This is a genomic window from Fimbriimonadaceae bacterium, assembly GCA_019638795.1.
GTDB lineage: Bacteria > Armatimonadota > Fimbriimonadia > Fimbriimonadales > Fimbriimonadaceae > JAHBTB01.
Genome location: JAHBTB010000002.1, coordinates 250,400 through 276,432 on the forward strand (window position 1 = coordinate 250,400; position 26,033 = coordinate 276,432).

Consider the following 26,033-nt stretch of genomic DNA (forward strand, 5'->3'; position numbering starts at 1 on the left):
GAAGATGGACCGCGCCGCCGCCTATGAGCTGATGTGCCAGCACACCCCCAGCGATTCGCTCCGGCGGCACATGTTGGGCGTGGAGTGTTGCTTGCGCTGGTACGCCACCCGACTCGGCGCCGACGTGGAGCAGTGGGGGCTGGCGGGGCTCCTCCATGATTTCGACTACGAACAGCACCCCGACGAGCACCCGCTGTGGGGGATCAAGTTGCTGGAATCCATGGAGGTTGACCCGGCGGTCGTCCGGGCCGTCGCCGCGCATTATCCGCAGAAGACCGGCGTCGAACCGGAGTCTTCCCTGGAGCGCCATCTCTTCGCTTGTGACGAGCTGAGTGGGTTTGTGACGGCGGTCACCTACGTGAGGCCCAGTCGCAGTGTCCATGAGGTCGAGGTGAAAAGTGTCGTGAAGAAACTGAAGACACCCGCCTTTGCCGCCGGTGTAAGCCGCGACGATGTGGCCCGCGGGGCGGAACTGGTCGGCCTCCCGCTGGAAGAGCACATCGCCAACGTACTGGCGGCGATGCAGGGCGACGCCGAGGCTCTGGGCCTGGCCGGACTTGCTTAGCCGCGCCGCCCGCCGCCGATCGGTCCGGTGACCGAGGGTGGTGCCCCTCCGGTTGTCCCGCCTCCCGACCCGCCACCGGGCTTCTCGGGCGTCTCGTCGTCGCGCACGGTGACGACCCCTTCTGGTTCCGACGCCTCCATCATGTCGTCGCCCTTCTTGGTCGAGACGAGCACATCGACGCACTGAAGGTCGTCGCCCAGGCTGTTCTTGATCCGGGCGTCCTTCTTGCCCTCGCGGCTGACGAGTTTGAGCCGGTCCTTTTCGCCGTCGTAGAACGCCTCATTGGCCCAGACCATGCGCCAGTGGTTGCCGGGAAGCTCTTGGCGGGCCTGGGGGTTGCCGGTGATGACCGCCCGCCGGCTGCCCTTCTTGTACCAATACTCGATGCGGTCGGCGACGACCGCGGCGGGGTATTGGCGCAAGTTCTCCCGGTCGCGGACGGCGTCTTCCTGGGACTTCCCGGCATCAGTGGCGGGTGCCGGGGGGCGGCTCTGGCTGATGGACTCAGGGACGACGGGGGCGAGGGGCGGTATCTGGACCTCGACCGGCTTGTTGTCGGTCTCCGGCTTGACCAACATGTGGACGTTGCCCTCGAGGACCGACCGGCCTTCCTTGCGGTAGATGGTCACCTTGTCACAGGTCATGTTGGCGTCCGTGCCGTAGTAGCGGACGTCACCTGTGATGGTCAGGACGTCGTTCTTACGGTCGAGGGAAAGGGACTTCCCATAGGCGATCGTGTCGGACGACTCGGCGCGGGCGTTCTGGCTGGTCCAAAGGTCGTTGGTGAGGTGCGACTTCTCGCCCTTGATCTTCCATTCCTGCCGGCCCTGACCGCTGGCAGCGGCCTGGCCCTGCCAATCAAAGGTGTTGACGAGGAGTTCTTGCTTGGCGAGGTCGAGGGTGACGCCGGCCGCCACCATGGCCCCGTCTTCGAGCCGGCCACTGACGGCTCCGTCCACACGGAGGACCCGACTCGTGCCGTCGTAGCTGAACCGGGGTACCCCAAGGTCGAGGTGCTCGTTCCATATCCGGGCGCCCGACTCGGCGGTCAGCGACTTGTTGAACGTCCCATATGTGGCAGTCGTCGCCGAGAAATTGTAGACATCACCGGAATCAGACGTCAACTTTCCGTCGGTGAGCCCGACGAGGTCGAGGATCGAACGGTCACGGCGCGCGGTGGCTTCCTTCACGGACGCGTAGGCGACCAACCTCCCCCCGATAAAACTTCGGAGCTGAAACGCCCCTAGTTCAATGCCTTGCTCCGGCGTGTTGGCGGGACGGAAGTCCGCAAAGGGGTCGACGGAGAACAGTCTGACCGTGCCCCACCAGCAAGCCCACGCCGCCCCCGCCATGACGGCGGCTCCGGCGGCGAAGCGGACTGACCGGTTACTGAAGGGTGACATTGACGTTGGCAGTCTGGTTTGACGCGGTCAGGACAAGGGGGGCCGACCCACTCTTGCCTCCCAGCGTGGCCTTGATCGTGTAGCTGCCGGCGGGAAGCCACAGCCGGGCCAGTCCGTTCCCGTCGGAGGTGGCGGTGCGGACCACGGTCGCCCCGACCAACGCCTGCACGGTCGCTCCGCCTCCGGTCGGGGTGACCGTCACCGAGACGTTGCCAGGCGGAGGAGGGGTGTCGTCGCTGCCCTGGGGTGTCAGGCTGACGTCGCCGACGTCGACGACCCCGCCCACCGCCGCGGCCGTCGGGGCGAAGAACTGGTTGAAGTAACCCGTTTTGCCGACGGTGCCTTGGAGCGAGTGAAAGATCGACTGGACAGTGTTGGAGTACGCGACACCGGTGAGGTTGAACGAGCCGTCGGCACCGGAGACGGCGTTCCTTCCCGCCAAGGAGACAGACGCCGCCGCGACGGGCGACCCCGTGGAGGAATCGACGGCGCGGCCACGGACGGTCACCGTGCTGGGGCCGATGAAGAGTTCACCCAGGTCAGTGTCCGAGACGGCGGCAGCGAAGGTGAAAGTCTGGACGACCGGTGGTCCCGAGGCAGGTGTGTAGGTGACGGTCACGGAAGTTGTGCCGGAGGGCACGTCCAACGAGAAGAACCCGTCGGAGACCCCGGCCGCCGTCGACACCGACCCGGATCGGACGGTGGACGCCGGGTTGGTGCCTTCGCCGGTCTCGATCCAGACGACGTTGCCGACCAAGTTGACCGTGTCCGGCGTGGCGATACCCCCTCCTCCACCTCCCCCGCACCCCAGGGCGAGAAGAAGGACGAAAAGGACGAACCAGGGAAGGACACCGTGTCTCACTTGGCCGTCACCTTCAGGAAGAGGGTGCTGGTCGATGAAGCGAAGGTCACCGCCGACCATGGTGTGAGGGGCCGGACCCGCCCACCGGGAAGCTGGACGTTGAGGGCGACGGCCCCCGCGAGCTTGGGGGCCCGGAGGGTGCAGAGGACGCCAGGTCGGAGGCCGGTCAGCTTGAGGGTGAAAGACCGTCGGGACGCGGGCCACAGCTTGCGGTAATAGTCGCCGTTGCTTTCGACCGACATCTGGAACCCGCCGGGGGACGGTGGCAGTTTGTCGTCGAACCGGGGGTTGTCGTCCAAAGTACCTGCCGCCGAGGCCGCCGTCGTGCACACGGAATAGTTCCCCGCGCTCGACGTCGCGACAAGGTCGGCCGACCACTTGGTCGGCCACGCCCCGGACGTGGCCTCAGTCCCGGGGTGGAAGGCGCGGGTGCCCCGGCCACGGGTCTTAGGGGTGAAGACAAGCACGGCGCCGTCGGCGTCCAGGGCCCGGACAAAGTAGCCGACCCCGGGGTCGAAGGTCGTCGCGGGGACAAACGTGCCGAGGTCGGGGTTGACCGGGTCAGGCGTCCACTTGAAGAACGTGTTGCCGAGCAATGTGCCTGCCGCCTGAGCCCATGTGCCGACGGATTGGGAGGTCTGGGTCACCTGGACGTCGGCGGTGCCGAGGCTGGCGTCGTCGGGGCAGGTCACCATGTTCCAACCGGGCCGGAGGGCCACCGACGTCGGGGTCTCGCGGTTGATCAGACCCTTGACCGTGACGGAGCCGGCCGTGGCCGGGCGGATGAAGAAGCCCAGCCCGGCGCGTACCTCGCCTTCGTCGGGATAGAGGTCGTACCGGGCCAAGACCGGGTTGTACCGGGCCACGAGGGCGGTGGAGTCAGGCATGCCGAATACGTCGGCCGCGTTGGTGCGGTAGGGTTCAAGCGGGAGGCCGACCAAAGCTTGCTTGGCCCCGCGGGTCAGGGTGAAAGTGGCGTCGCAGGCGGGTGTGCGCAGGTCGAGGGCCAAGGGGCCGAACCCCTTGTTGACGACCCTGCTGAAGAGCTCGGTGACCGACCCGCTGACGATCTTGAACACCTTGACGGTGACCGACTGCGCCTTCTCGAAGTTGGGGTCGGCGATCGTCATGCCAAAGGCGAGGTTCTGGGCTTGGACGCTGTTGGAGCCCCCGACCCAGTCGACGACGACACTGTAGACCGTCGCGTCGGCCGGGACGCCGGTGATGGTGCCGTAGACGTTCTTGGCCACCGGACTGTCTGCTGTTGCGACGGCCCCGGCCGGCAGGACGACTCGGGCCACCTTGCCGCCAAAGGGAAGGTCGACGGTGACCCGGTACGGGCTGTTGGCAAAGAGGTCGGCCCCAAAGTTAGGCACGACCGAGCCGTACCCGTTGCCGACCTGGAGGATGTCGTCCTGGGCGGTCATGAAGAACCGGGTGAACTCGGGTCTCCAGTAGAGGGGGTAGCACCGTCCCGAAAGAAGGGTTTCGTTGCCGGCCGAGTCCACCTTGAAGGCGTTGAGGATGACGCCAAAGACACCGAAGTCGTCGCTCACCGAGGGCGGGACAGGGACGGCCTCGGCGACAAGTTTGAGGCCAGGGGAGAGCCGGGTGTCGAGGATCCACTGGCGCTGCGTCCAGTCCGCGAAAGAGCGGCCCTCCACGGTGGCGCCGGCGTGCCCGGCCAGGTCGTCGATGACTTGCTGGCCCAGCGCGGCCACCGCGGCCGGGGTTTGGTACGCGGCGGGGGCGGTCGCATAGTCGGTGTTGAAGCGGGCGATAAACGTCGGGTACTGGGCGAGCACCTTCGCCCACGCCGTCCCGGCCATCTTGAAACGCAACAGATAAACGCCGCCCGTGCTCCCTCCGACGGGGAGAGGGGTGGAGACCAGGTTCGGCGCGATGAACGCCGGGCCGCCCAGGCCAGGCTGGTTCGACCAGTCGTACTCGGCGGACGCGTCGTAGAGGCCGTCCAGGACGGATTCGACGTCCTGCGCGGTCGGGTTGTTGGGGATGACCCCAGGGACCCGGCAAGCCGCCATGGTGGCGGCGCGGACAAACCCCTCCTCGTAGACGTCGCCGGGGTACGGCGTCGTGCCGGTGTAGGCCAGCAGCAAGGTGTGGATGAAATTGACCGCCGCCGCGATGTCGTTTTGATAGACCGGGAAATGGATCTCCATGCCCGCGGCCCCGTTGGGGACGAAGACACCGCCGCTCACCGCGGCGCGGTCGGGCAGGTCGGCGTCGTAGTTTTGGACTTTGACGACGCCCGAAGTCAGCGGTTGACCAAAGATGGTGTCGAGCGTCGGTGTCGCCGCAGCGAAGACCGACTGAAGGAACGCCTTGTAAGCGGAGGGGAACGCGCGGGAGCCGGAGGTCTCGAACTGAAGCGTGATCGGGCCACGGCCGCGGCCCCGACCCGTCGCCCTCCCGCGCAGCGGCTCACCGCCGACCGTCAGCCAGGCGCGTACCGGCTGGGAGAAGACGACGTCCGACCGATGGAGTCGCCGGGAGCCCGCGCTCAACACGGCAAGGTTGTGGTTGTAGATTCGCGCCGCGCCTTCGACAAGGGTGGACACGTCGTCGCGAGACCGGCCACCGCCCACCTCGACACGCAGGTCGGCCAGGCAGAGCGCGCTGGCCGACAGGACGAGGGCGGCGAACGCCGCCCGGGCAAACGGATGTCTCATCAACAATCGGGGCCTCTAGGGTTGGAGTGCTTCAATCTGGCTGATCGTTCGACTCGCCCCGCCGTCGGCCCGCCCTTCCACGAACCAGTAGTACGTACGGCCTGACTGCAAGGCCGGGCCAGTGTACGTCACCGAACCGGTCGTGCTGGGGCTTGACTCGTTGTGCCACTTGGCCGTCGTGTTGACACTCGGGAAGGTGTCGAACAGGTAGACGACGTAGCTCGTCGCCCCTGAGTTGACCGTGTACTGGAACTTGTTGGTGCTGAAGTTAAACCCGCTTGTGTAGACACGTTCCAGAGTCCGCGCCCCGACGACCGGGCTGAAGTCGCTTTCGGTCACGTAGGGGTCGTCGGGGAACCAGGCCGACGCCGTGGTCAGCGAGTAGTAGTAGTCGCTGAGCGGCTCGAGCCCCGCGTCCAGGTAGGTCGCCCCCAGGGGGTCGAACACGAAGTCCCAGCTTGTGGGCGACTGGGTGACCGAAGTCGAGCGGTAGACGCCGTAGCCGAAGAGGTCGGGGAACTGGTCGACGTCCCAGTTCAACTCGACTTCGACATTGACGTCGCTGCGGAGCCGCCCCCGTTTAGAAACCGTGACCGTCCGCCCCTTGCGTTGCTTGGCGACATGGTTCTTGACCCAGTCCAACGCGGTCGAGGACGCCCCCCTCGTCGCGACCGGCTCGGAGGTATAGGCGGTGGCGGTGATGTTCTGCGGCGGTGTCAGGTCGGGCGAACCAGCGTCGTCGAGAATGAAGTTAAGCTGGCGGACCTCACCGACCGAGAGGTTCACGATCGCCTGGTCCGACCGGAACGTCCGGCCGCTCGCCGAGATCTTCATGCTCGTGTTGGCGGGCAGGTCGTCAAACTCGAAGTTGCCGTCTTCGTCGGTGAAGACCCGCTTGCTGTTACTGCCGCCGAAATAGGCGAAGACCGAGGCGTGGGCCAGGTTGTAGCCCGATCGGTCCTGCACGTTGCCTTGGACACGGGCCATGACCGCCTCCGGCGCGACGATGATGTTGCCGTTCGACTGGACGTCGGGGGTGGTCAGCACGGAGGTCGACCCGGCGTACCAGGTGCCCCCCTTGTTGACCCGGGCGTAGACACGGACCTCGCCGTCGCCGACCTTGGTCAAGGCGTATGAGCCAGCTGACGACGTGGTGGTCTGGCCGAACTCAGTCCAAACCTTGGCGTCTCGGACGGCCTGAAAGTTGAGGTCGAGGACAGTCCCGGTGATGACCGAGGTCTTGACGACGCTTGAACCTCCACAGCCCGCCAGGAGCAAGAGTCCGGCCGCGGCGACAGCGAAGGTGATTTTGTGGCGGCACATTGTGAACCATTCTACGCGCCAAGCGACGTGGCGTTACTGACCGAAGTTGAACGCAAGCTCAACATGGAAGCCTCGTGACTGATAAGCGCCGGACGTGTTGGTGGGGTCGAGGTTCGTCACGTCGTGGAAGCGGTACGAGGCGTTGAGGGCCAACGACCGCCAGATTTGGTACCGGTAGGTCAGCGACGACTCGGTGTCCAGTTGGGGGTAGTAGCCTGTGGTGCGGGAACTGTTCCAGTTGAAGATCAAGGCATGACGGTCGGCAAGGCGGTAAGCCATCCCGAGCTCATACGACGCGTTGTCTTGGCCGAACTGGCCGCCTCCCCCGGTGAAAAGGCGGTAGACGCCTACGCGGAAGCTGAACCGTCCCGGCGGGGAACCGTCCAGGTAGAGCCCGGCGGTCGTGCTCGACGAGGTTTGGGGGAGGTCGATGAACTGGGTACGGCTGATGTCGGCGTTGGCCTCCAGCCGGAAGCCCTGGCCCATGTCGTACGACAGCATGCCGCCGACTTGGCGTGTCTCCGAGTTGCTTGAGACCGAGCCCGACGTCCGGTAGTAGCTCGCCGTCCCGGAGCCGGACAAGCGGTCGGAAAGGCGGGCGTCCGCCGAGACCGCCAGACGGCGGCCAGAGCTGGCCCCCACGATCGACGTGTCCGCCCCGTTGCTGAACCCGTTGCCCCCGTAGCCGTAGCCATAGCCGCCGCTGAACCCGCTCAGGGCGCTGACCCCGCCGTTGTCCGCGTCGGTGTAGGTCAGGGAAACGTTGAAGTCGGAGTTGGGGAAGTACCGGGCCCGGAAGTTGACGCTGCGCCCCGTACCCGACTCGTCACCCGACCGGACGTTGCTCAGAGCGAGGTCGAGGCTGGTTTGGAGCACCTTTGAAGCGAGGTAAGTGCTTCGGAGGGAGACACTGTCCACCGAACCGGAGCTGACCCCGCTGATCCGGCTGGAGTCGATGCCGAGGCTGGACGACAACTTGCCGAACGTCCGGCGTGTGGACACCGACGCGGTGTCCACCGTCGTCTCCCCTGCCGACGTGGCACTCTTGGTGTCGACCACTGAAAACGTGAGGGGCCATGCCTTGGTCTGGTCAGCGGTCAGGGTGTGGCTGAACTCGTTCCGAGTGAACCTGGTGCGGTTGACGGTGGTCTGCGCCCCGTTCACCGACCGGACGGCGATGCTGTTGTTCGACGTGTTGAACGTGAAACTGCGCCACTGGTCCGGCTTGTACTCGACGCCGGCGTCGTATGACCTCTCGTTGCGGTTGAACCCGGTGGACTCGATGCTGACAAAGTCGTCGCCGACGTCCCGCCATGAGCCGCTGAACGTGTACTTGCCCGAGACGTAGCGCCCCTCGACACTACGCGCCTGTCCGCTTTGAGGCGAGGTGGTGTTGGTCAGTCGGCCGAACGCCTGGCTGACGGTGAGGTCCCCGCCCTTGCCGAGGGGAAGGCGGTAATCCAGGCCGAAGACCTCCCGGTCTCCTTGGACGTTGTTGGTGGGGGTCGGTGTGTAGACCACGTCCACCGTGCTGGTCGAAGGAACGAAACGGGTGATGTAGAAGACGGCCTTGTTGACCGGGTCGAAGTAGTAGTCGACCCCCTCGGCCTGCAAGACTCCGTCGATTCTGACCGTCAGGGGTTGGCCCGGGAGAGGGGTGAACTGGAGCGTGTAGGGGGTGCCCGGCGCCCCGTAGCCTTGGAACTTTTCCAGCCGTGACGAGAGCCGGCCTGACGAACCGGTGACCTGGCGCATCGTCGTGACCCCCAGCGTCCCCGCCCGGCCGCCCTTGCCGAAGCTGTACGTGGCCCCGATCCCTTCGATCGTGCCTGCCGGGCCGCCAAACCCGAACGACTCGTAGGTCGCCACGATGGTGCTGCTGGGCGGGATCAGGCGGCTGGACCCGGTCGCCCGGTTTTCAAAGGTGACCGCGCCCAGGTCGTAGTCGATCCAGTAGTCGACGCCGTACACCATCGTGACGCCGTCGACGGTGATGGATTCGGACCCGCGCACGACCTGGCTGCTTTGCAGGAAGTAGGGGCCGGGCGTGTTGTTGCCCTCGATGCTGACTGTACGGGCCTCGCCTCGTGCCTGCGACCGAAGGGCCTTCACTTGGAGAGGGCCGGAGCGGTAGCCCGCGCTGAGCCCGCGGAGCGTCTTGTTGAACCGGGCGAACCGGTTGGTGTTGAGCAGCCGGCCCTGGATGTCGCCTCCGCTGAAGCTCCAGGCGCCGGCGTCATAGTTGACGGTGAACTTCTCGCCCTGGGGGTCCTGAAAGCGGCTGTCCTGCAGGTTCACATCGAAGTCGAAGAGGCCAAGTACCTTGTTGCCGACGGCCCGGACGAAGCCCCGGTCGGTGAACCGCCGGTCCCCTTGGCCGCCGTAGTTGGTCTGGTCGAAGGCCTCGCCGTCACCGGTGACGGTCTCGACGTGGTAACCCAGGTCGCGGTACCCCGACAGCCGGATGCGGCTGGCGATCTGCTCGCGGTACCACTTCTCAAATCTTTTGTCGGCCTGTCCCTGCGCTCCGGCGGCGAGGAGGGCCGCGACGACCACGAAGAGCGCCCTACTTCCCAAAGCACGCGTCCAAGATGTCGATGTTGCTTCGGGCCGAGGCCGCCAACTCGGCCCGGCGTCGTTCCAGCGACGCGGCCAGCCTTTCCCGGTCCTTGATGAAGGTCTGGAAGCCATCGAAGATCCTCTGGGCGGTGATCCCCTGCACTGATGGAGGGGCTGGGTAGCCCATCAGGTTCGAGAAAGCGGCGACTTTGGGGTCGTAGCTCACCATGTAGGCGGGCACGTCGACGGTCGCGGCAAGGACACCGGCATGGAGGCGCATGGCGACGACCCCTTCCATCCGCATCACCCGCTCCTGCAACTGCCGGGGCGTCGTGATGCCCTTCAACTCGGGCACCTTCCCCCCGTGGGCTTTGGCGATGTCGTCGAGGAGCTTTCGGTCCTCGACCTCGTCCATCGGCAGCATGACGGGGACGTAACCGGCGTTGTAGAGCATGCGGACAAGTTCGCCGAAGATGTTGACGATGTTTTTGTCACCGGCCACAGGACGGCAGTTGACGCCGACAGTCTTCATGTTGGCGACCCCGAACGAGGTGCCGTCGGCGGGCATCTCCGGCTTCGGGAGAAGGAAGGCCATGTCGGCGGTGACCCGGGGTGTCCCCTTGTAGCCGATGGATTTGAGCGTCGTCAGGCTCGCGGGGTCGCGGACGGCCACGACGTCGGCGGCGTTGAACGCCCCGCCGGCGCACCGCTTGCCGATGAAGCCCTTGAGAGGGCCGACACCTTGGCCCAAAAAGATCACTTTTTTCTTGGCCTTCTTGGCCATATCGACCAGTTTCGCGTAGTAGATGACGCTCTTGGTGCTGGTGACGTCCTGGAAGATGCTGCCGCCGGGAAAGACCAGGGCGTCGCTCTGCTCGACCGCGTCTTTGATCGCGCCGAAATCGACTTTGGGGACGCCGACCAAACCATAGTTGCGCATCAGGCGCTCGGGGCTGCCGGCGATCACGCGGACTTCATAAGGTTTATCCCGCAAACCATGGACAAACCCCATGAGAATGGCGTCGTCGCCCAGGTTTCCGGACCCAAAGTAACCGGCAAGCAAGAGTCTTGGCATGGATCTAGGCCGACTTCGCCGGCCGCTTGATGAACCGACTGGCCGCCCCCCACAAACAGAGGCCGAGTATACACCCGAGCACGTGGCCCGTCACGATGCGTTGCAGCGCCAGCTGGACGGGGGAATGGGCGTGGCAGAGCGTGTTGACCACGCTGGTCTGGCCGACCGCGCCGACGGTGAGGAGCATCGCGGCCCAGCCCTGCAGACCGGGGAGCTCCTTCCGCCTCGTCCAGAGCATGAGGCCCAGAACCATGGCGGGGTGCCCCACCGCAAACTCCTTCGTCCGTGGCCGGGTCGAAAAGATGAAGTCCAGCATCGAGCGGAGCTTCAGTTCGAGCCCGGAGACCCCGGCAGGGTTGTCGTTGCCCGTGCGCGAGATCATAAACGCCATGGCGGCAAGGAACACCAGGCCGGTGACGAGGGTGCCCCATTTGACCGGTTGCCCGAAAATCTCCTTGACGCCGAACACCTGGTCGGCCAAGAGGGCGCCTACGGCGAGGACAGGGAGGAACACGGCGACCTTGATGCCGGTGAACTGCTCGGCTTGGACCATGTACTTGAGGCCGACCAGTTGGCTTGCCACGACCAAGCCACCCACGAGGGTCACCGCCGAAACCACCAGGTAGAGGCGCCACCACGGGGCCTCAGACTTGCTCAGCCACAGGAACCCGAGCAATGGCGCCGTCGTCGCCGCGGCCAGGGCGACGTACGGACGGCCGGCTTCGACATAACAGGCGGCACCCGCGAGGGCCGCGAGGACAAGGAACGGCACGAGGAGCTTGGGGGACAGGAGCCGGGACCCGGTGTACGCGACAAACGGCGCGGCGAAAAGTCCGACCAAGACAAAGGCAAGCCGGTCCGTCTTGGGCTCGGTGAACGGCCTGGGGGCCCTGACCTGACCGCCTTCTTTGACGAGGGCCTTCTTGATGTCGTTGAGCATCAACGCCGCATCGCGGAGCGGTTGGGGAGAGGCCAGGGTCGTCGGCCGCAGGAGGAGCCAACGCATCCCGCGCTCTTTGTAGGCCTTTGCGTACCGTTCGACCACCGCCCCTGGCGACAGCAGGTTGGTCTCAGCCTGTTGCGCAGTGTGGAGGCGGACGGTGATGTCGGGGAATTTCTCCACCATCTTCGAGTCGCCGGCGATCTTGGCGAACTCCGGGGCGCAGTACTGCATCCCCAACTCCTTGAGCTTGTCGCCAAGGTGAAGGCTGAGCCCCCGGTAGCCCAGGACTGAGTCGCCCACCGGGAGGTAGCCGACCGCCCCTCGTTCGCGTGAGGTGGCCAAGAGGTAGTCGAGGTACTCCCCGTTGATGCCGGGAAGGTTCGCGTGTCGGGCGATGATCTTGAGTCCGGCCCCGCGCACCTTGGCGGCGGCGTCCGGGTCGATCCCAATGGACAACGACTTGAGGGCGGTCGGGTCGACACTTTGGAGGACGACGGCCTGGCCCGGAGCGGCGGAGCCGGTGTGAAACCTGGCCCGGGCAGCCCCGAGGACACGGGACGCAGACTCGGCGTCGGGGCAGACGACCGTCGTCGAACCGCCCTGCTCGCGCACCTGCATGCCCCCGAGGCCGACTTCGTCACCCAGGACGTCGTCACTCATCACCACGGCGGTCAGGCCATGGTCGGCCAGATAGGCCAGCGACTCGGCATACGACTTGCCGTCGGCCAAGCCAAGCTGCCGGATGTTCTCGGCCTCCATGGCCAGGCCGACGGCCCGGTTCTCGCGCTCGGCCATGAAGCGGGGGACGATGGTGAGGAGGCTGGCCAGGGCGGTGAGCACCAAGCTGGCCCACACCCACTTGGGGACGGGTCGGTCATTCATCGGGGGTGTCGTCTTCGTCAGCGAAAGGCCGCTCCTTGAGGATGCCCTTGCGGCCGCCAAGGAGCAGGACCGTCGCCATGCCGGCCATGAAGCCGCCGACATGCGCCCAGTTGGCGACCCCCTGCTGGGGGAAGAGTATCTGCCACACGAACCATGCGCCAAGAAGCAGCCAAGCCGGCACCGCCTCGGTCGTGATGTAGAGGAAGACCTCGATCTTGCTTGCCGGGAACAAGATGAAGAACGCGCCGAGGACGCCGCCGATCGCCCCCGAGGCCCCCAGGGTCGGGACGTCGGACGCGGGATTGACGAAGACGTGGGCGGCGGCCGCCACAACCCCCCAGAAGAGGTAGTACAGGGCGAACCGCGGGCCGCTAAGGGCGCGTTCGACGCTCGGTCCGAAGGTGTTGAGGAAGAGCAGGTTGCCGAGGAGGTGGGCCAGGTTCCCGTGCAGGAACATGCTGGTGAAGACCTTGCCTAAGGCCAGTGTCTCACCCTTACCTTGGAAGACGAAGACGATCTCCTGGGGCCGCATCGCCAAGTCGGTGAGGACGGTGCTGGTGCCCAAGACGTTGCCACCTCGGTCCCACACGTAGACCAAGATGTTGAGGCCGATCAGCGTCCAAGTGAGGATGGGAAGGAGCCGCTGTGGCGGAGTCGTCGGAAGGGACGCCATCGACCCCGCACTTTTACCCCGCTTTGCCCTAGTCCCCGCGCTGGACGGAGGAAGCGCCCTTTGCTTCGGCCTTCACGTGCTCGGCCGGGCCGCTGTAGCGGATGTTGGAGGCGCCGTTTGCATCAGCGACCAGGCTTTCGGCCACGGCCAGCCGCACAGAGGAGGCCCCACTCGCTTCGACGGTGGCCTGCTTCGCACTGACGCCGGGCTTGACCTGGGTCGCTCCGCTTGCCTTGATCGACACACGGTCGACGTCGGCGACGACGGTGATGTTCGAAGCGCCGCTTCCTTCGATCGACAGCGAAGCGCCTTTGACGCCTTTGGCCAACGCCCTCGACGCCCCGGAGACTTCGAGGGTGGTGAGTCCCCCCGAGACTTCCAGGTTGCTGGCTCCGCCGACATGGGCGGCCAGGGGCCCCGCGACCGAACCGGTGACCTTGAACGAGCATGCCCCACCGATCTCAAGGGAAGTCAGGTTCGGCGACGAGATGGTCAGCTTGATCGGCTTGTCGGTGCTGACGTTTTTCGTCAACCGGACGGTCAGCATCCCTCGCTCGTTCCTGATCTCGGTGGCGTCGACGACCTCTCTCTGGGCGTCGAGCTTGGGGGTTGTGGCGGGGCCGACGGTGAAGTCCACCTGAAACGGACCCTGGATCAAGACTTTGTCAAACTCGCCGGCGGCAGCCTCTTTGGACACCACTGGTCCCGTGGCACGGGTCTCTTCGAGCAGGCTATGGCCGAGCACCGAACAACCGGCGGCGGCCAATGCGGCGAAGGCGGACGTGGCGAGAAGTGTTCTGTTCAACTCTATCCTCCCGTCCTTGGTCTACCCGACCAGAGTGGGGGATGGTTGCGTCACCGGTCGTAATAGATCCCAGTTTGTGTCTCCGACGGGTCTCCGCCCCGCCGACGCAGCTGGACCGAACGTTGGGAGTTCTTGGCCCAGGCCACCGCGGCGGGGTAGGTGTCTCGCCCGGCAAGGTCAAGGAAGGCCCCGAGGGTCATGAACGGGGCACGAAGCGAGTTTCCCGGAGCTTCGGTGATGTCGCCGAGGGCCCGTCCCTTGGCTTCGTAGACGTCGTCGCCGTCCAAGTCGGCCGCCCAACCGACGCCGTTCAATGCGCCGAAACCGAGGGCCTCTGTACCGGTTGACCGCTTGTCAGCGCCGCCACTGTCGAGCATGACGCCGACACCAAAGTCTTGGCCGAATCCCAGGCCCTGCCCGCCGGCCAGTGTGTAGACGTCGTTGCCACGGAGGTCTTCGAGGCTGCCCAGGCCGAACTGGGTCGACGCGCCTTGGGCGTACCTTTGGGCCGCGTAGGTGTCGTCTCCGGCGAGGTCCCACAAGAGTCCGCAACCCTCCCAGTAGCCCACTCCCTGGCCATAGACCCCGCAAAAGTACTGGTCGTCTCCTTCGGTGTCGAGAAGCACCCCGACACCACCGCCCAGGCTCTTGCCGTTGACGACGTCCATCCGCAGGCCGACCCCGGCCCCTTGGGCAAAGCTGGCGTTATGGGTCTGGTCAGGCGCGGCGGGAAAATCGCGCGGCTCGTCTTCGGCGACGTAGGTGTCTTGGCCCTTGCGGTCGAGCAAGAGTCCGAGCCCGTTGGTGAGCCCGCATCCTTGGCCCTGGTTGAACACGCGGTAGGTGTCCTTGCCGGACAAGTCTTCCAGGATGCCGAAGCCAAACGTCGCGAACCCCTCGGAGCCCGCGTACGCGTCGTAAGTGTCGTCCCCCTCGGCGTCCACCAGCAACGCCACGCCGTCGGACGCTGAGCCGAACGCGGGACGGACGCTGCGGTAGAGGTCGTCGCCGTGCAGGTCGCTCAGGATGGTGATCCCGAACGACGCCGAGGCGCAACCGCCGACGAACCGTCCACCGGCCCGGTCGGGACGGCTCTTGACCTGCTTGTCCGCTCCGTCGGGCTCCGAGAGGTACTTGTCACTGCCCCTGCTGTCGATGACGACGCTGAGCCAATTCGCCGCGTTCTTGTTGGCGGGGAGGTTGACGTAGGTGTCGTCGCCGCCGGTGTCGACGGCCAGCAAGACGGGTCGGTCACTGTGGACGGTCTTTCCGCCGCCCGTCAGGACGATGTCACCCCACGCCGTAGTGACCCGCCATTCGTAGGCGGCGGTGTCGGGAACCGCGTCGATGATCTGGCCGGCGTGCTCGACGGCCCGGGCGAGGTCTTGGCTCGCGGCGAGGAGGTACGCCAAGTCGATTTTGTCGGCCGTCTCCAGGGCGCGGCGGTACTCCAGCGGGTCGCTCGCAAGGCCGTCGGGCCGGGCCCGCTTCATCTCCAGGTCAATGTCGGTCACGCCGGCGAACGCCGCTTGGCGCAGGGCCACCGTGTCGAGGGCGACTTCCAGCACCAGGGCGGCGGCCCGTTGGACTTCCCCCGGCACGTTGGCCACCGAGGGGACTTTGTCGCCAAACGCGCCGCGTTGGCGCATCCTTTCGAGGGCGATCTGCAGGGCCTGGGGTCGCAGGGCCCGGCCCTCGGCGGTCTCGATGGCGTCCTTCACCAAGTCGCGCCGCACCCCGAGCCCGGCGAGGCGTCCGGCGGCGGCGAGCGTCGCCTCCGGTTGATGGGCGGTCGAGAGAAGCGGCTGGCGGTATGCCGCGGACATCGCGGGCCACCGCCAAACGTTTTGGCGCGCGACGGTGACGGTCGGGGGGACGTAGTCGGACGCGCGGAACAGGTCGACCGCCGAGGTCTCGACACGAGTCGACGCCCGGTCGAGGCCGGCGCTTCCAAGCGCGGCGTCAAGAGCATTGTCTAAACTGGACGCCGTTTGGAGGGCAGCCATGCCAAACAGCAAGCTCGTCAGGGTCGTCATCGCGTTAGTGCTGAGTGTAGTCTCAGGCCTGGCCTACGGCCAGGAACCTCCGCCGGTCGACGGGCCGGTACCCCCCGTCGAGTTTGGCGTCCTTCGCCAGGTTTCGACAGGAGAATTCACCGAGGAGTTCACGACGAGCTTCCCCAGCGTCGTGGCCTCAGGCGTGCCGGAGAACGACACCGTCAAGCTCCGCGTCATTATGCCGACCGAGCGGACGGGGCCGGTCCCGGTCGTCATCCTCCTCCACTTTTGGGGCGCGACCGACAACATGGTCGAGGTCGAGATGGCCGAGCGGTTGGCCGTCCGAGGCATGGCCAGCGTGCTGATGCCGTTGCCCTACCACTTGAGCAGGACGCCCCGGGGGATGAAGTCGGGTGAACTGGCGGTCCAGCCCGACCCCGCCAAGCTGAGGCAGACCATGGCCCAGGCGGTCTTGGACGTCCGGCGCACCGTCGACTGGATCGCGACCCGGAACGAGTTCAAACCGGGTGCCGTCGCCGTTGCGGGCACGTCGCTGGGTTCCCTGGTGGCCGAACTGGCCTACGCCGTTGAACCACGGTTCCGGGCCGGAGCCTTTATGCTGGGCGGTGCGGACCTCGCCGGCGTCTTGTGGTCGAGTTCGAGGGTCGTCCAGCAGCGCGAGGCGCTCCGCCGCCTGGGCTACACCGAGGACAAGCTCCGCCAGGAACTCGTCCCCGTCGAGCCACTCACCTTTCTCAAAAAGGACGACACGAGGCCGACCTTTGTCGTCCGGGCACGACAAGACACCGTCATTCCCCCTGACACGAGCCAAGCCCTGATCGACCACCTCGGCAATGTGCAGGTCTTGGTTCTTGAAACCGGACATTATGGGGGGTTTCTCGTCCAAAGGCGGCTCATAGACACCGTCGCCCGGTTTTGTGAGGCGTCGTTCAGCAACAAGTCGTTCACCGCACCGACGAAGTTTTACTCCCCGACCGTCCGCCTGGCGATGATGGCGGACACGGCCCGCGGCCTCCAAGTCGGCGTCGGCCTCGACGTCTGGCGGTCCAACGTGAACTCCGACGCCTTCGCCACCGTCATGCTTGCCCCCAAGGGCCTCTCGATTTATTTGGGCCGAAGGGTGAACCAGGGTCTATCATTAGGGGTGGTGGCAATGCCGCGCCGTGCGGCACCGGCTTTGGTATGGAGCGTGGTCTTTTAGTCGATCTTGATCAGGCTGCGCGGGAAAACATCCTGGCGACCTACCTGGGCCTCGCGTCGTCCATGACCGAGGCCGTCCTCCGGTTTCGGGAGCCGTACACCCTCATTTCCGGGCCCACCGACCTCTCGTTTTGCAATTTCGCGGCGGGGTTTGACTTGGACAAGGACATTGACCGCCACCTGTCATGGTTGGCCCGCTATGCGTCGGAGACCGTCGGCTTCTGGGCCTTCGCGATGACCGGCGACTCGCCTGACGACCTGCCCGCCCGGCTGGAAGCCCATGGGTTCGAGCGGCGCCAGGCGATGGTGCAGATGACCTGCCCGGCCCCGCCGCTCCGGCTGGTCCACCACCTGGACGAGGCCCGGTCTCCTTTCGACCGGCGGGAGACCGCGCGGTTCATGGCGGACCAGTTCTTTAGCCGGACGGGGGACGAAGGACGGGCGCGAATCGCGGCCGCGACAGCGGGCTCGTCCCACCGGTTGTTCGGTTGGCGGGACCGCGCCGGGGTCGCCTCGGCGGTGATGGTGTCGGTCTCGGCGCGGGCGTTCGGGCTCTACAACCTATGCGTCCGCAGCGACGTGCGCGAAGCGGGCCACGGCACCGACGCGGTCGAGTTCGTCAAGTTCATGGCCGCCGAGGCGGGCCGTCCGGTCGTGCTCCAATGCGCCGCCGAGCTCGTGCCCTGGTACCAACGGCGGGGATTTGAGCCGAGCGGACGGATCGAGGCCTACACCTATCCCCGGACCGTGCCCTGGCCCGTCATTTAGGCTTACGTATACTCGGGCCACCCACCATGAAAGTCAGCATTATCGGCGGTGGCGGCCGGGTCGGCAGCGACGCCGCGTACGCCCTTCAACTCGGCGGCCTGATCAACGAGATCGCCTTGGTCGACGTCAACCAGGACTTGGCCGCGGGCGAGGCCCTCGACCTTCGTCACGGCGCCAGTCTGATCGCGAACCAGACGTTCACGAGCGGTAGCTACGAGGCCTGCGCGGGTAGCGACTGCGTCGTCATCACCGCGGGCCTGCGCCGCAAGCCCGACGAGAGCCGCCTCGACCTCATCAACCGCAACGTCGGCCTGTTCAAGGGCATCTTGGACGAGTTGAAGAAGGTCAAACTGGCCTCGGGCGCGACCATTTTGGTCGTCAGCAACCCCGTCGACATCCTCACCCACATGACCGTCGCCGACGGCACTTGGGAGGCGTCAAAGGTCCTCGGCCTGGGCACCGTCCTCGACACGAGCCGGTTCCGTTCGTTGCTCGCCGACCACTTCAAGGTCGGTGCGGCCGACGTGAAGGCGGTGATCTTGGGCGAGCACGGCGACTCGATGGTCCCCATCTGGTCGTCGGCGACGATCAACGGCGTGCCCCTCGCCTCGCTGCCGGGCTTCACCCAGGAGCTCGCCGACCAGCTGTTCGACGCCACCAAGAAGTCAGGCGCGACGGTCATCGCCCAGAAGGGCGGCGCGGGCCGGGCGGTCGGCGTGTCGATCAAGGAGGTCGTCGAGGCCATCGCCCTCGACAACCACAAGCTCCTTCCCGTGTCGTCGGCCCAGACCGGCGTCATGGGGATCAGTGACATCTCCCTCAGCCTGCCCACGTTTGTCGGCCGGGCCGGAGCCGTCAAGGTCTTGGAGCCCGCCGTCAGCGCGGCGGAGAAGGAGGGCCTGCTCAAGAGCGCCGAAGCGCTCAAGGCCACCTGGAAGCAAGTCCAGGGTTCGTGACGGTCGTCTTGAGACATCCCTGACACGCGCCTGGTAACTCTCGTGGTTGCCAGGCGTAACATTTCTGGGAGGGGCAAGATGGCGACGGTCAGCGTGATTGTGCCGAGTTACAACCACGGCCGGTTCTTGACGGCGTGCTTGGACAGCGTCCTTGCCCAGACCTTTACCGACTGGGACCTCCAGTTGATCGACGACGGTAGCGCGGACGACAGCGTGGCGACCGCACGGAGCTACGCCGCCCGAGACCCCCGCATCCGGGTCGCGGTCAACGACGCCAACCTGGGCACCTACGCTACCCAGCAAAAATGCTTGGAAATGTCGTCGGGGCCGCTTGTCGCGGTGATGAACTCCGATGACTTTTGGCACCCCGAGAAACTGGCTAAGCAAGTGGCGGCCTTGGAGACTTCGCCCGAGGCGACGTTCAGCTATGTCCTCGGTTGGAAGGCCGACGACAAGGGTTGTCCCGACGAGGGGGAGGACGTCCACGCCGGCTGGCCGACGACGCCGAGGCAAGACCTGCTGCCCTGTCTCTTGAACGAGAACCGGGTGCTCGCCAGCGGGGTCGTGTTTCGACGGAAGGGGCTCCGCTTCGAGACTTCATGCCGTTATTCGGGCGACCATGTCGCCCTGTTGGAGGCCAGTTGGCGAGGCCCGGCAGTCTGCGTGCCCGAACGCCTGACCTATTGGCGGATGCACGAAAACAACTCGTTCACGGTCAGCGAGCGCCAAATGCTGGAGGAGGTGCGGCTACGCGAGGCGCTCCTTGCCCACGCGTCCGACTGGCGGCGGGCCCGTCCGGGCAGCGGCGCCGTCGAGGAAGGGTTGGCCGCGAACGCCCAGAACTTGTTCGCCGTCTACGCCCTGCTGGGGTGTCGGGGTCGGGCGTGGCGGCTGGGACAACCCATGTTGGGCCACGGGCCGTCGCGTCTCCGTGGGTTGAAGAGGGCCCTTGGGCTTTTCTTGCCCCGTCGTGTCGTCCGAGACCATTTCTGGTCGGCCAACCCCCACGCGGCCGGGGTCTCGACCGACTTCAGGCGTCTTGACCGCGAGATCCGTGGCTTGGCGCCGCTGAAACTTGACCTGGCTTGAGGCCCAGGCGTCCGCTGAGGACGGACTTCACTTCGACGGGGTCGAGGGTCGTCAGGGGGAGCCGGGCCCGCGGTGAACTGATGGCCCCGAGCCAGTGGAGCAAGGCTTTGTTGGTCGGCGGCTGGGGCGAGCCGCGCAGGGCGGCGATGACGGGGTCGAGCAGGTCGCGCAAGACGGCGCGCTGGTCGGGCTCGGCGACGGTCCGGACAAGCCACGGGGCCACCGTGTTGGCCGCGCCGGAGATCGTGCCGGTCCACCCTGCCTCCATGGCGGGCACCAGGAGCGACTCGTCTCCGACAAACAAGACCTTGTCGGGCCCGGCGGCCTGTCGGTAGGCGGCGATGTTGCCTTCCTCGCCGCTCGAGTCCTTGAGACCGGCGATGTTGGGGTGCTCCAGCAGCCTCCCCATTGTCGCTGCCGTCAACGGGATCCCCGTCGCCTTGGGAAAGTTGTAGGCCAAGAGGGGGAGCGGCGAGGCGTCGGCAAGGGCCTTGAACCAGGCGACGATCCCCTCCGTGTCGACCCATCGAAAGTACGCGGGTGGCATGACAAGGATTCCGTCAGCACCGGCCTTGCCCGCCTGAGTGGCGAGCCACTTTGCTTCGTCGAGGCTCGGCGTCGCCACCCCCAAGACCACCTTGAGCTTGCCTCGGCACGCGACGCCGAGGCGGACAAGGTCGCGCTTCTCGACGGCCGAGAGCGACGGCCCTTCGCCGTTCGTGCCGGCCAGCACGACGCCTCGACACCCCTCTGCCTCAAACTTGGCCAGTAGCCGGGCAAGCGACTCCTCGTCGACCTTGTCGTCGTCCGTCAGCGGGGTGACCGAGGCGGGATAGACGCCTGGCTCCAAGAACATGGGTCGATGATGGCACGGGACGGTTCTGCTAGAATCCAATTCGACTTGGACGACACTGCCAGTAGTAGTGCCGACGGACAGGCCCCGAAGCGCCGGGCCAGGCCACGGCGATGAGCCCCTTGGTCCTTGCCCTGGCCACCTTGGCCCTGGTGCTCGCGAGCGCCTTCTTCGTCGCCGCGGAGTATGCCGTCGTCGGGGCCCGCAAAAGCCGTCTGGAGGCGCAGGCCAAGAAAGGCGACGCCGGAGCCAAACGGGTCTTGGCGGCCCTGGAGCACAAATCCACCTACGTCGCCGGCATCCAGACGGGGATCACCTTCGTGGGCATCGCCCTCGGCGCGTTTGTCGAGCCGCCGGTCACCGAGGGTCTTGTCGACCTGATCGGCCCCGTCGCACCGACCTCGGTGGTCAAGATCCTGTCGATCGTCCTCGTCTCCTATCCCCTCGTCGTCTTTGGCGAGCTTGTGCCGAAGTACTTCGTCCTTCGCGACCCGGAGCGGTCGGCCCGGTGGTTGGTCCGCCCGTTGCAACTGGTCGTCTTGGTCATGAAGCCGGTGGTGTGGCTCTTCCATGCCTCGGGGACGATGGTGTTGCGGGTCTTCGGTCTGGCCGGGTCGGGAGACGCCGACCGCGTCTCCCGCGACGAGTTGGCTTTGATCGTCCAGGCCGGCCAGGAAGAGGGGGCCTTCGACGAGAACCAGGCCGAGTTCCTGAGCAAGACGTTGCGCCTGGACCGGCTGGACGCCAACGACGTGATGGCCCACCGTCTGGACGTCAAGTGGCTGGACGTCACCACCCCGCCTGACCAATTGGTGGAGGCTCTGGCCGCGATCCCCCACTCGCGCATCCCAGTCTGCGACGGGGACATCGACGAGGTGGTGGGGATCGTGTATATCCAAGACGTGCTCAAGGCGATGGCGTCGGGCGCGATGGACTTGCGCGCCGTGGCGCGGCCGGCGGTCTTTGTGCCGGAGAACCTCACCCTCGACCGGGCGGTGGTCCAGATGCGCGAGTCGAAGACCCAGATCCTGATCGTCCAGGACGAATACGGCGGCACCAGCGGTTTGCTCACCCTGGAGGACGTCGTCGAAGAGGTCTTCGGCGACCTGGAGGACACCTTGGAGAGCGAGCGGGCCCCCGTCGAACAGACCAGTCAGGTGCGCCTGAGCGCCCGCGGCGACGTGAGATACGACGAGCTGCTTGACTTCCTCGAAATGGACTCCGACGGAGCTTCGACGGAAACCCTTGCGCAGATGGTGATCGACACGGTGCAGCGGATGCCACGGCTGGGAGACGCGGTCGAAACCGGCGTCGGCAAGTTACGTGTCGAGCAAATGACCCGCAACCGAATCGTCCGCGTCGGGGTCTATCTGCGGCATCGCCGGCCGATGGAGTAGGTCCGCGCCACCGGTGCTGGTAGCCTCGCGCGCATGCGTGAGGCCGCGATGATCCGGAAGCGGCGCGAGCGGCGGCGCGTGCCCGAGGGGTCGTCGCAATATGACAGTGTCTGGGTGGTCGCCAAGCGGTTGGCCAAGGAGCTCAGCCCGTTCTGGCGGCTCCAAGTCCTCGTCCTGTTCCTCACGATGCTCCAGGCCGGGTTCGGGTTTCTGCCCCCGGTCATCCTGGGCGACATTGTCAACAAGCTCCAGGGCGGCGAGCGTGTCGACACCGTCCTCTATTTCGTTTACATCCTGGCGTTTGCGACCATCGCCGGCTTGCTGAGTTACGCGGTCGGCTTCACCACCCAGCGCCTCTCTTGGTCGTTCCTTCTCGCCGTCAGGGAGAAGCTCTACGACCACATGCAGAGCTTGCCGATCGCCTACTTTGACAAGAACCCGACCGGCAAATTGGTCAGTAACGTGATGAACGACCCGAGCACGGTGCAGAACCTCATCACGGGCAACCTCAACACGATGGCCAGCGACGCCGTGCAGCTGGCCATCGTCCTTGTCGTCCTCTTTTCAATCTCCTGGAAGCTCGCCTTGCTGAGCCTCGTCGCCACCCCGGTCTACATCCTCAACATCGCCTGGACGATGAAGCCCTTGAACCGGAAGAGCGACGACATCCGCCGGACGCGCGACGAGATGTACGGCGACATGCAGGAGAAGTTGACCGGCATCCAAGTCGTCAAGGGGTTCGGCCGGGAGAAGTGGGAAGTCCGCAGCTTTTACTCCCTGACCCGTGGGCTGATGGGGCTTAACCTGGACATGAGCAAGATGGGCGCGCGGATGTGGACCTTTGCCGAGGCCCTCGGCGGTGTCGGGCAGGCCCTCGTGCTCTACTACGGCGGCATGATGTGCCTTCGCGGCGAAATGAAGGCGGGGACGCTGGTCATGTTCTTGCTTTACTCGGTGCACTACGTCTACGGGCCGATCGTCAGGTTCCTGCTGGTGCTCGACCCCATCTCACGGGCGCAGGCGGCGGTCTACCGGATATTCCGCACCCTAGACACGGTGAACAAGGTCAGCGACAAGGAGGGGGCGAAGGCGATGCCCGAGGTAGAGGGGCATGTCCAGGTGCAGGGCGTCTGGTTTGAATACCTGCCGGACACGCCAGTCTTGAAGGGCATTGATTTGGACGTGCGCCCCGGCGAGATGATCGCCTTCGTCGGTTTCAGCGGGTCGGGCAAAACGACGCTCGCCAACCTGCTGATGCGCCACTTCGACCCGACTGGCGGACGGATCTTGGTCGACGGCCACGACTTGCGTGACATCCAGGTGCGGAGCTACCGCGAACAAGTCGGTTATGTGATCCAGGACAGCGCGCTTTTCAACACGACCGTCCTCGAAAATTTGCGCTACGGGCGCCCCGACGCGACTTTTGACCAAGTGGTCGAAGCGGCGAAGGCGGCCAACATCCACAAGACGATCGAAAACCTCTCGGACGGCTACTACACGCGGTTGGGCGAGAAGGGCGTCTCGCTCTCCCAGGGCGAGAAGCAGAGGATGTCGATGGCCCGTGCCCTGCTCGCCGACCCCCGTGTCCTTATCCTCGACGAGGCGACGAGCTCCCTCGACTCCCAGACCGAGGCGCTCGTGCAGGAGGCGCTGGACCGGCTTCTGAAGGGGCGGACGAGCTTTGTCATCGCCCACCGCCTGTCCACGATCATCAAGGCCGACCGGATCGTGGTCCTGGAAGGCGGCGTCGTGACCGCCACCGGGAAGCACGCCGACTTGATCATGGATGACGACGGCCTTTACGCCCGGATGTACCGGCAGCAGTTCGCCGCCGCCCTCAATTAGCAGACGTCAGCCGGCACGGCGAAGGCGGCTGCTCAACTGCTTGCTCTGGTCGCGGTACTTGTTGACGGTCCGCCGGGCCACCTTGACCCCCCGCTCGGCGAGCATCTGCGAGATGCGGTCGTCGCTGAGGGGGTTGTCCGGGTTCTCGTGGGCCAAGATTTCCTCGATGAGCTTCTGGACACGCAACGCGGGCTTGAAGAAGATGTCGAACGAGACCAGGTCGCCCGTGGCGATCTGGACGAACTTCCCGTTGGTCGCCCGGCTGACCGTGCTTTCATGGAGACCGAGGTCGCGGGCGACCTGCGTCCGGGTCAGCGTGCCGAGGAACCGGTACTCGCCGGTCTGGACAAAGCCGGTCTGGCACTCGACCAGGTGCTTGCCGATCAGGGCCAGGGTGCGGCGACGGTCGGAGATCGCGTCGATGAACTGTTCGGCCCGCTGGGAGAACTCGAAGACGTGGCGGCGCTCTGCGTTGCTCCACGGCTTGTCGTCTAGCTCGGCGCGCCGCCGGGCGTAAGCGGGGTCAAGCCGCAGGCTGAGGGCGTTCGGACCGGGCACCTCGACGATCCAGCCCGTGGGATCAAATCGGAGGACGACGTCGGGACGAACGGTGGCGGGATCGTCCCGCCGGGTCCGCTTGTGTCCGTCGGCAAAGGCTTCGCCCGGGAAGGGTGAGAGCCGGAGGATCACGTCGAAGGCGGCGTCGACGGTCTCGCGGTCGACGCCATAGCACCGCATCACGGCCCGTGAGTCGCGGGAGACGAGGTCGTCCCAGTTGCGCTTGAGCATGGCGCGGGCCAACTTCTCCGCCTCGGTCGTGGCGTCCCGGGTCTGGAGCCACAGGCATTCGCGCAAGTCCGCCGCTCCGACCCCGGCCGGTTCGCAGGCCTTGAGGGCGGCCAGGACTGTCTCGGCGTCTTCGAGGAGGGCGTCGCAGTCAAGGGCGGCCTCTTCCACGGTGCAAGTCAGGTAGCCACGGTCGTTGATCGAACCGACAAAGTAGGTGACGAGCGGCCACAGCCGGGCCGGCAGGGCGACGCGCAACTGCCCGAGCAGGTGGTCGAGCAGCGAGTCGTTTGTCCCCGCAAGGTCCGTCCAGTCCAGGTCGTAGCTGGCGTCTTGCGGAACCGACCTGGCCTGCTCATGGTCGTCGGTCTGCCGAGACCTGTCGCGCGGCGCGATCGACGAGACGATCTCGTCGAAGGTGACCGGCTCCTCAAAGTCGTCGATCCGTTCGAGGGCCGGGTTTTCCTGGAGTTCCGCCTCGATCGCCTGCTCCAGTTCGATCTGGCTGACCTCCAGAAGGTGGCTGCCCAAGACGACCTTGGGATCGACGCGCACCTGGGTGCGCAACCCTGTCCTGACCGCTGTCCCTAGCCTGTTTGCCACGTCCTTTCCCTTCCGCCCCGTCATTCATGGTCGGTATGCGTCCGGCCCGGTACACAGGCAATGTCGCTGGGAATGGGTGCCTTGCCCACCCTGCCAGCCCGGGCCGCCGCATAATCGGTCCATGTTCACGGGGATCGTCCAGGCGGTCGGCCGGGTGGCCGAGACTGCTGCCCTCAAGACCGTGGTCGACATCGGCGACGCTTGGCCCGGCGACCCGGTGGCGTTGGGCGAGAGCGTGGCGGTGCAGGGGGTCTGCCTGACCGCGGCGACGACGGGACGGAGCATCACTTTCGACTTAAGCGAGGAGACCCTTCGACGCACCACCCTTGCCCAGTTGGGCAAAGGCGCTGAGGTGAACTTGGAGCGGGCCATGCGGCCAAGTGACCGGTTCGGCGGGCACATCGTCCAGGGACATGTGGACCGGGTCGGCACGGTACTGGCGGTCGAGGACCGGAAAGGCTGGTGGGAGTTCGTCTTTGACGCGGGCCTAGGCGGCGGGCGCTACCTGGTCGACAAAGGCTCGGTCTGCGTCGACGGGGTCAGTCTGACTGTCGTCGAGCCCGACGGCGACGTCTTCAGGGTCGCCGTGGTCCCCCACACTTTTGAAGTCACGACCCTTGGCAGACGCCAGGCAGGTGACAAAGTGAACATTGAGTTCGACGTGCTTGCCAAGCACGTCGAACACCTGCTGGCTTACCGCCCGGCCGGATCTGCGACCGAGCGGTAAGTCGACCAAAT

20 protein-coding genes are annotated in these 26,033 nt (G+C 65.9%); 8 read left to right on the plus strand and 12 right to left on the minus strand.

Annotated features, from left to right (window positions below; genetic code table 11):
- Positions 1-4 precede the first annotated feature (4 nt).
- Positions 5-565, plus strand: coding sequence for an HD domain-containing protein (locus KF857_04625; GenBank protein ID MBX3111273.1), 561 nt, complete (start codon positions 5-7; stop codon positions 563-565).
- On the opposite strand, the gene KF857_04630 is transcribed toward KF857_04625, so the two are convergent.
- The 10 genes from KF857_04630 to KF857_04675 are packed head-to-tail and all read right to left on the minus strand — an operon-like array spanning position 562 to position 15,816.
- The gene (locus KF857_04630; GenBank protein ID MBX3111274.1) at positions 562-1,968 is read right to left on the minus strand and encodes a hypothetical protein; all 1,407 of its coding nucleotides are present in this window, start codon (positions 1,966-1,968) and stop codon (positions 562-564) included. The genes KF857_04625 and KF857_04630 overlap by 4 nt on opposite strands.
- Positions 1,952-2,830, minus strand: a complete 879-nt coding sequence (locus KF857_04635; GenBank protein ID MBX3111275.1) for a carboxypeptidase regulatory-like domain-containing protein — start codon at positions 2,828-2,830, stop codon at positions 1,952-1,954. Before KF857_04635 ends, KF857_04630 begins: the two co-directional genes overlap by 17 nt.
- Complete coding sequence (locus KF857_04640; protein MBX3111276.1) at positions 2,827-5,520, minus strand: hypothetical protein; 2,694 nt, start codon at positions 5,518-5,520, stop codon at positions 2,827-2,829. Before KF857_04640 ends, KF857_04635 begins: the two co-directional genes overlap by 4 nt.
- A gap of 15 nt (positions 5,521-5,535) precedes the next feature.
- Complete coding sequence (locus KF857_04645; GenBank protein MBX3111277.1) at positions 5,536-6,843, minus strand: carboxypeptidase regulatory-like domain-containing protein; 1,308 nt, start codon at positions 6,841-6,843, stop codon at positions 5,536-5,538.
- Between the two features lie 33 nt (positions 6,844-6,876).
- On the minus strand, positions 6,877-9,420 hold the full coding sequence (locus KF857_04650; protein MBX3111278.1) for a hypothetical protein: 2,544 nt from the start codon (positions 9,418-9,420) through the stop codon (positions 6,877-6,879).
- Positions 9,410-10,477 carry a polysaccharide pyruvyl transferase CsaB gene (gene csaB, locus KF857_04655; GenBank protein MBX3111279.1) on the minus strand — a complete coding sequence of 356 codons (1,068 nt, stop codon included), beginning with the start codon at positions 10,475-10,477 and terminating at the stop codon, positions 9,410-9,412. The genes KF857_04650 and csaB overlap by 11 nt, the downstream gene beginning before the upstream one ends.
- Positions 10,478-10,481: 4 nt before the next feature.
- Positions 10,482-12,302: a hypothetical protein gene (locus KF857_04660; protein MBX3111280.1), complete on the minus strand. Its 1,821-nt coding sequence runs from the start codon at positions 12,300-12,302 to the stop codon at positions 10,482-10,484.
- A complete protein-coding gene (locus KF857_04665; protein MBX3111281.1) occupies positions 12,295-12,975 on the minus strand; it encodes a rhomboid family intramembrane serine protease in 681 nt (226 codons plus the stop codon). The genes KF857_04660 and KF857_04665 overlap by 8 nt, the downstream gene beginning before the upstream one ends.
- Positions 12,976-13,003: 28 nt before the next feature.
- Positions 13,004-13,780, minus strand: a complete 777-nt coding sequence (locus KF857_04670) for a DUF2807 domain-containing protein (protein MBX3111282.1) — start codon at positions 13,778-13,780, stop codon at positions 13,004-13,006.
- 50 nt (positions 13,781-13,830) lie between these two features.
- Positions 13,831-15,816, minus strand: a complete 1,986-nt coding sequence (locus KF857_04675; protein ID MBX3111283.1) for a hypothetical protein — start codon at positions 15,814-15,816, stop codon at positions 13,831-13,833.
- On the opposite strand from KF857_04675, the gene KF857_04680 reads away from it, so the two are divergent.
- The 4 genes from KF857_04680 (at position 15,785) to KF857_04695 (ending at position 19,811) form a co-directional block, all read left to right on the plus strand.
- Complete coding sequence (locus KF857_04680; GenBank protein MBX3111284.1) at positions 15,785-16,999, plus strand: alpha/beta hydrolase family protein; 1,215 nt, start codon at positions 15,785-15,787, stop codon at positions 16,997-16,999. The two genes, KF857_04675 and KF857_04680, sit on opposite strands and share 32 nt — an antisense overlap.
- A gap of 62 nt (positions 17,000-17,061) precedes the next feature.
- Complete coding sequence (locus tag KF857_04685; protein MBX3111285.1) at positions 17,062-17,766, plus strand: GNAT family N-acetyltransferase; 705 nt, start codon at positions 17,062-17,064, stop codon at positions 17,764-17,766.
- Between the two features lie 26 nt (positions 17,767-17,792).
- Positions 17,793-18,722, plus strand: a complete 930-nt coding sequence (locus KF857_04690) for a lactate/malate dehydrogenase family protein (protein ID MBX3111286.1) — start codon at positions 17,793-17,795, stop codon at positions 18,720-18,722.
- A 78-nt stretch (positions 18,723-18,800) separates the two neighbouring features.
- Entirely contained in the window at positions 18,801-19,811 is a 1,011-nt protein-coding gene (locus KF857_04695; protein MBX3111287.1) for a glycosyltransferase family 2 protein, read from the plus strand.
- On the opposite strand, the gene KF857_04700 is transcribed toward KF857_04695, so the two are convergent.
- Positions 19,753-20,667, minus strand: coding sequence for a dihydrodipicolinate synthase family protein (locus KF857_04700; protein MBX3111288.1), 915 nt, complete (start codon positions 20,665-20,667; stop codon positions 19,753-19,755). The genes KF857_04695 and KF857_04700 overlap by 59 nt on opposite strands.
- 110 nt (positions 20,668-20,777) lie before the next feature.
- On the opposite strand from KF857_04700, the gene KF857_04705 reads away from it, so the two are divergent.
- The gene (locus KF857_04705) at positions 20,778-22,061 is read left to right on the plus strand and encodes an HlyC/CorC family transporter (GenBank protein MBX3111289.1); all 1,284 of its coding nucleotides are present in this window, start codon (positions 20,778-20,780) and stop codon (positions 22,059-22,061) included.
- Between the two features lie 33 nt (positions 22,062-22,094).
- Positions 22,095-23,906 (plus strand): ABC transporter ATP-binding protein, encoded by a 1,812-nt coding sequence (locus KF857_04710; protein ID MBX3111290.1) that lies wholly within the window; start codon positions 22,095-22,097, stop codon positions 23,904-23,906.
- Between the two features lie 6 nt (positions 23,907-23,912).
- Here KF857_04710 and rpoN read toward each other — a convergent pair whose 3' ends face one another.
- Positions 23,913-25,295, minus strand: coding sequence for an RNA polymerase factor sigma-54 (rpoN, locus tag KF857_04715; GenBank protein MBX3111291.1), 1,383 nt, complete (start codon positions 25,293-25,295; stop codon positions 23,913-23,915).
- Positions 25,296-25,416: 121 nt separating this feature from the next.
- On the opposite strand from rpoN, the gene KF857_04720 reads away from it, so the two are divergent.
- A complete protein-coding gene (locus KF857_04720; protein ID MBX3111292.1) occupies positions 25,417-26,022 on the plus strand; it encodes a riboflavin synthase in 606 nt (201 codons plus the stop codon).
- The last annotated feature ends 11 nt before the right edge of the window (positions 26,023-26,033 follow it).

Coding starts and splice junctions, on each gene's coding strand:
- KF857_04625 (MBX3111273.1), top strand. CDS start 5: ATGGACCGCGCCGCCGCCTATGAGCTGATGTGCCAGCACACCCCCAGC.
- KF857_04630 (MBX3111274.1), bottom strand. CDS start 1,968: ATGTCACCCTTCAGTAACCGGTCAGTCCGCTTCGCCGCCGGAGCCGCC.
- KF857_04640 (MBX3111276.1), bottom strand. CDS start 5,520: ATGAGACATCCGTTTGCCCGGGCGGCGTTCGCCGCCCTCGTCCTGTCG.
- KF857_04645 (MBX3111277.1), bottom strand. CDS start 6,843: ATGTGCCGCCACAAAATCACCTTCGCTGTCGCCGCGGCCGGACTCTTG.
- csaB (MBX3111279.1), bottom strand. CDS start 10,477: ATGCCAAGACTCTTGCTTGCCGGTTACTTTGGGTCCGGAAACCTGGGC.
- KF857_04660 (MBX3111280.1), bottom strand. CDS start 12,302: ATGAATGACCGACCCGTCCCCAAGTGGGTGTGGGCCAGCTTGGTGCTC.
- KF857_04665 (MBX3111281.1), bottom strand. CDS start 12,975: ATGGCGTCCCTTCCGACGACTCCGCCACAGCGGCTCCTTCCCATCCTC.
- KF857_04680 (MBX3111284.1), top strand. CDS start 15,785: ATGCCAAACAGCAAGCTCGTCAGGGTCGTCATCGCGTTAGTGCTGAGT.
- KF857_04675 (MBX3111283.1), bottom strand. CDS start 15,816: ATGACGACCCTGACGAGCTTGCTGTTTGGCATGGCTGCCCTCCAAACG.
- KF857_04685 (MBX3111285.1), top strand. CDS start 17,062: ATGACCGAGGCCGTCCTCCGGTTTCGGGAGCCGTACACCCTCATTTCC.
- KF857_04690 (MBX3111286.1), top strand. CDS start 17,793: ATGAAAGTCAGCATTATCGGCGGTGGCGGCCGGGTCGGCAGCGACGCC.
- KF857_04695 (MBX3111287.1), top strand. CDS start 18,801: ATGGCGACGGTCAGCGTGATTGTGCCGAGTTACAACCACGGCCGGTTC.
- KF857_04700 (MBX3111288.1), bottom strand. CDS start 20,667: ATGTTCTTGGAGCCAGGCGTCTATCCCGCCTCGGTCACCCCGCTGACG.
- KF857_04705 (MBX3111289.1), top strand. CDS start 20,778: ATGAGCCCCTTGGTCCTTGCCCTGGCCACCTTGGCCCTGGTGCTCGCG.
- KF857_04710 (MBX3111290.1), top strand. CDS start 22,095: ATGCGTGAGGCCGCGATGATCCGGAAGCGGCGCGAGCGGCGGCGCGTG.
- KF857_04720 (MBX3111292.1), top strand. CDS start 25,417: ATGTTCACGGGGATCGTCCAGGCGGTCGGCCGGGTGGCCGAGACTGCT.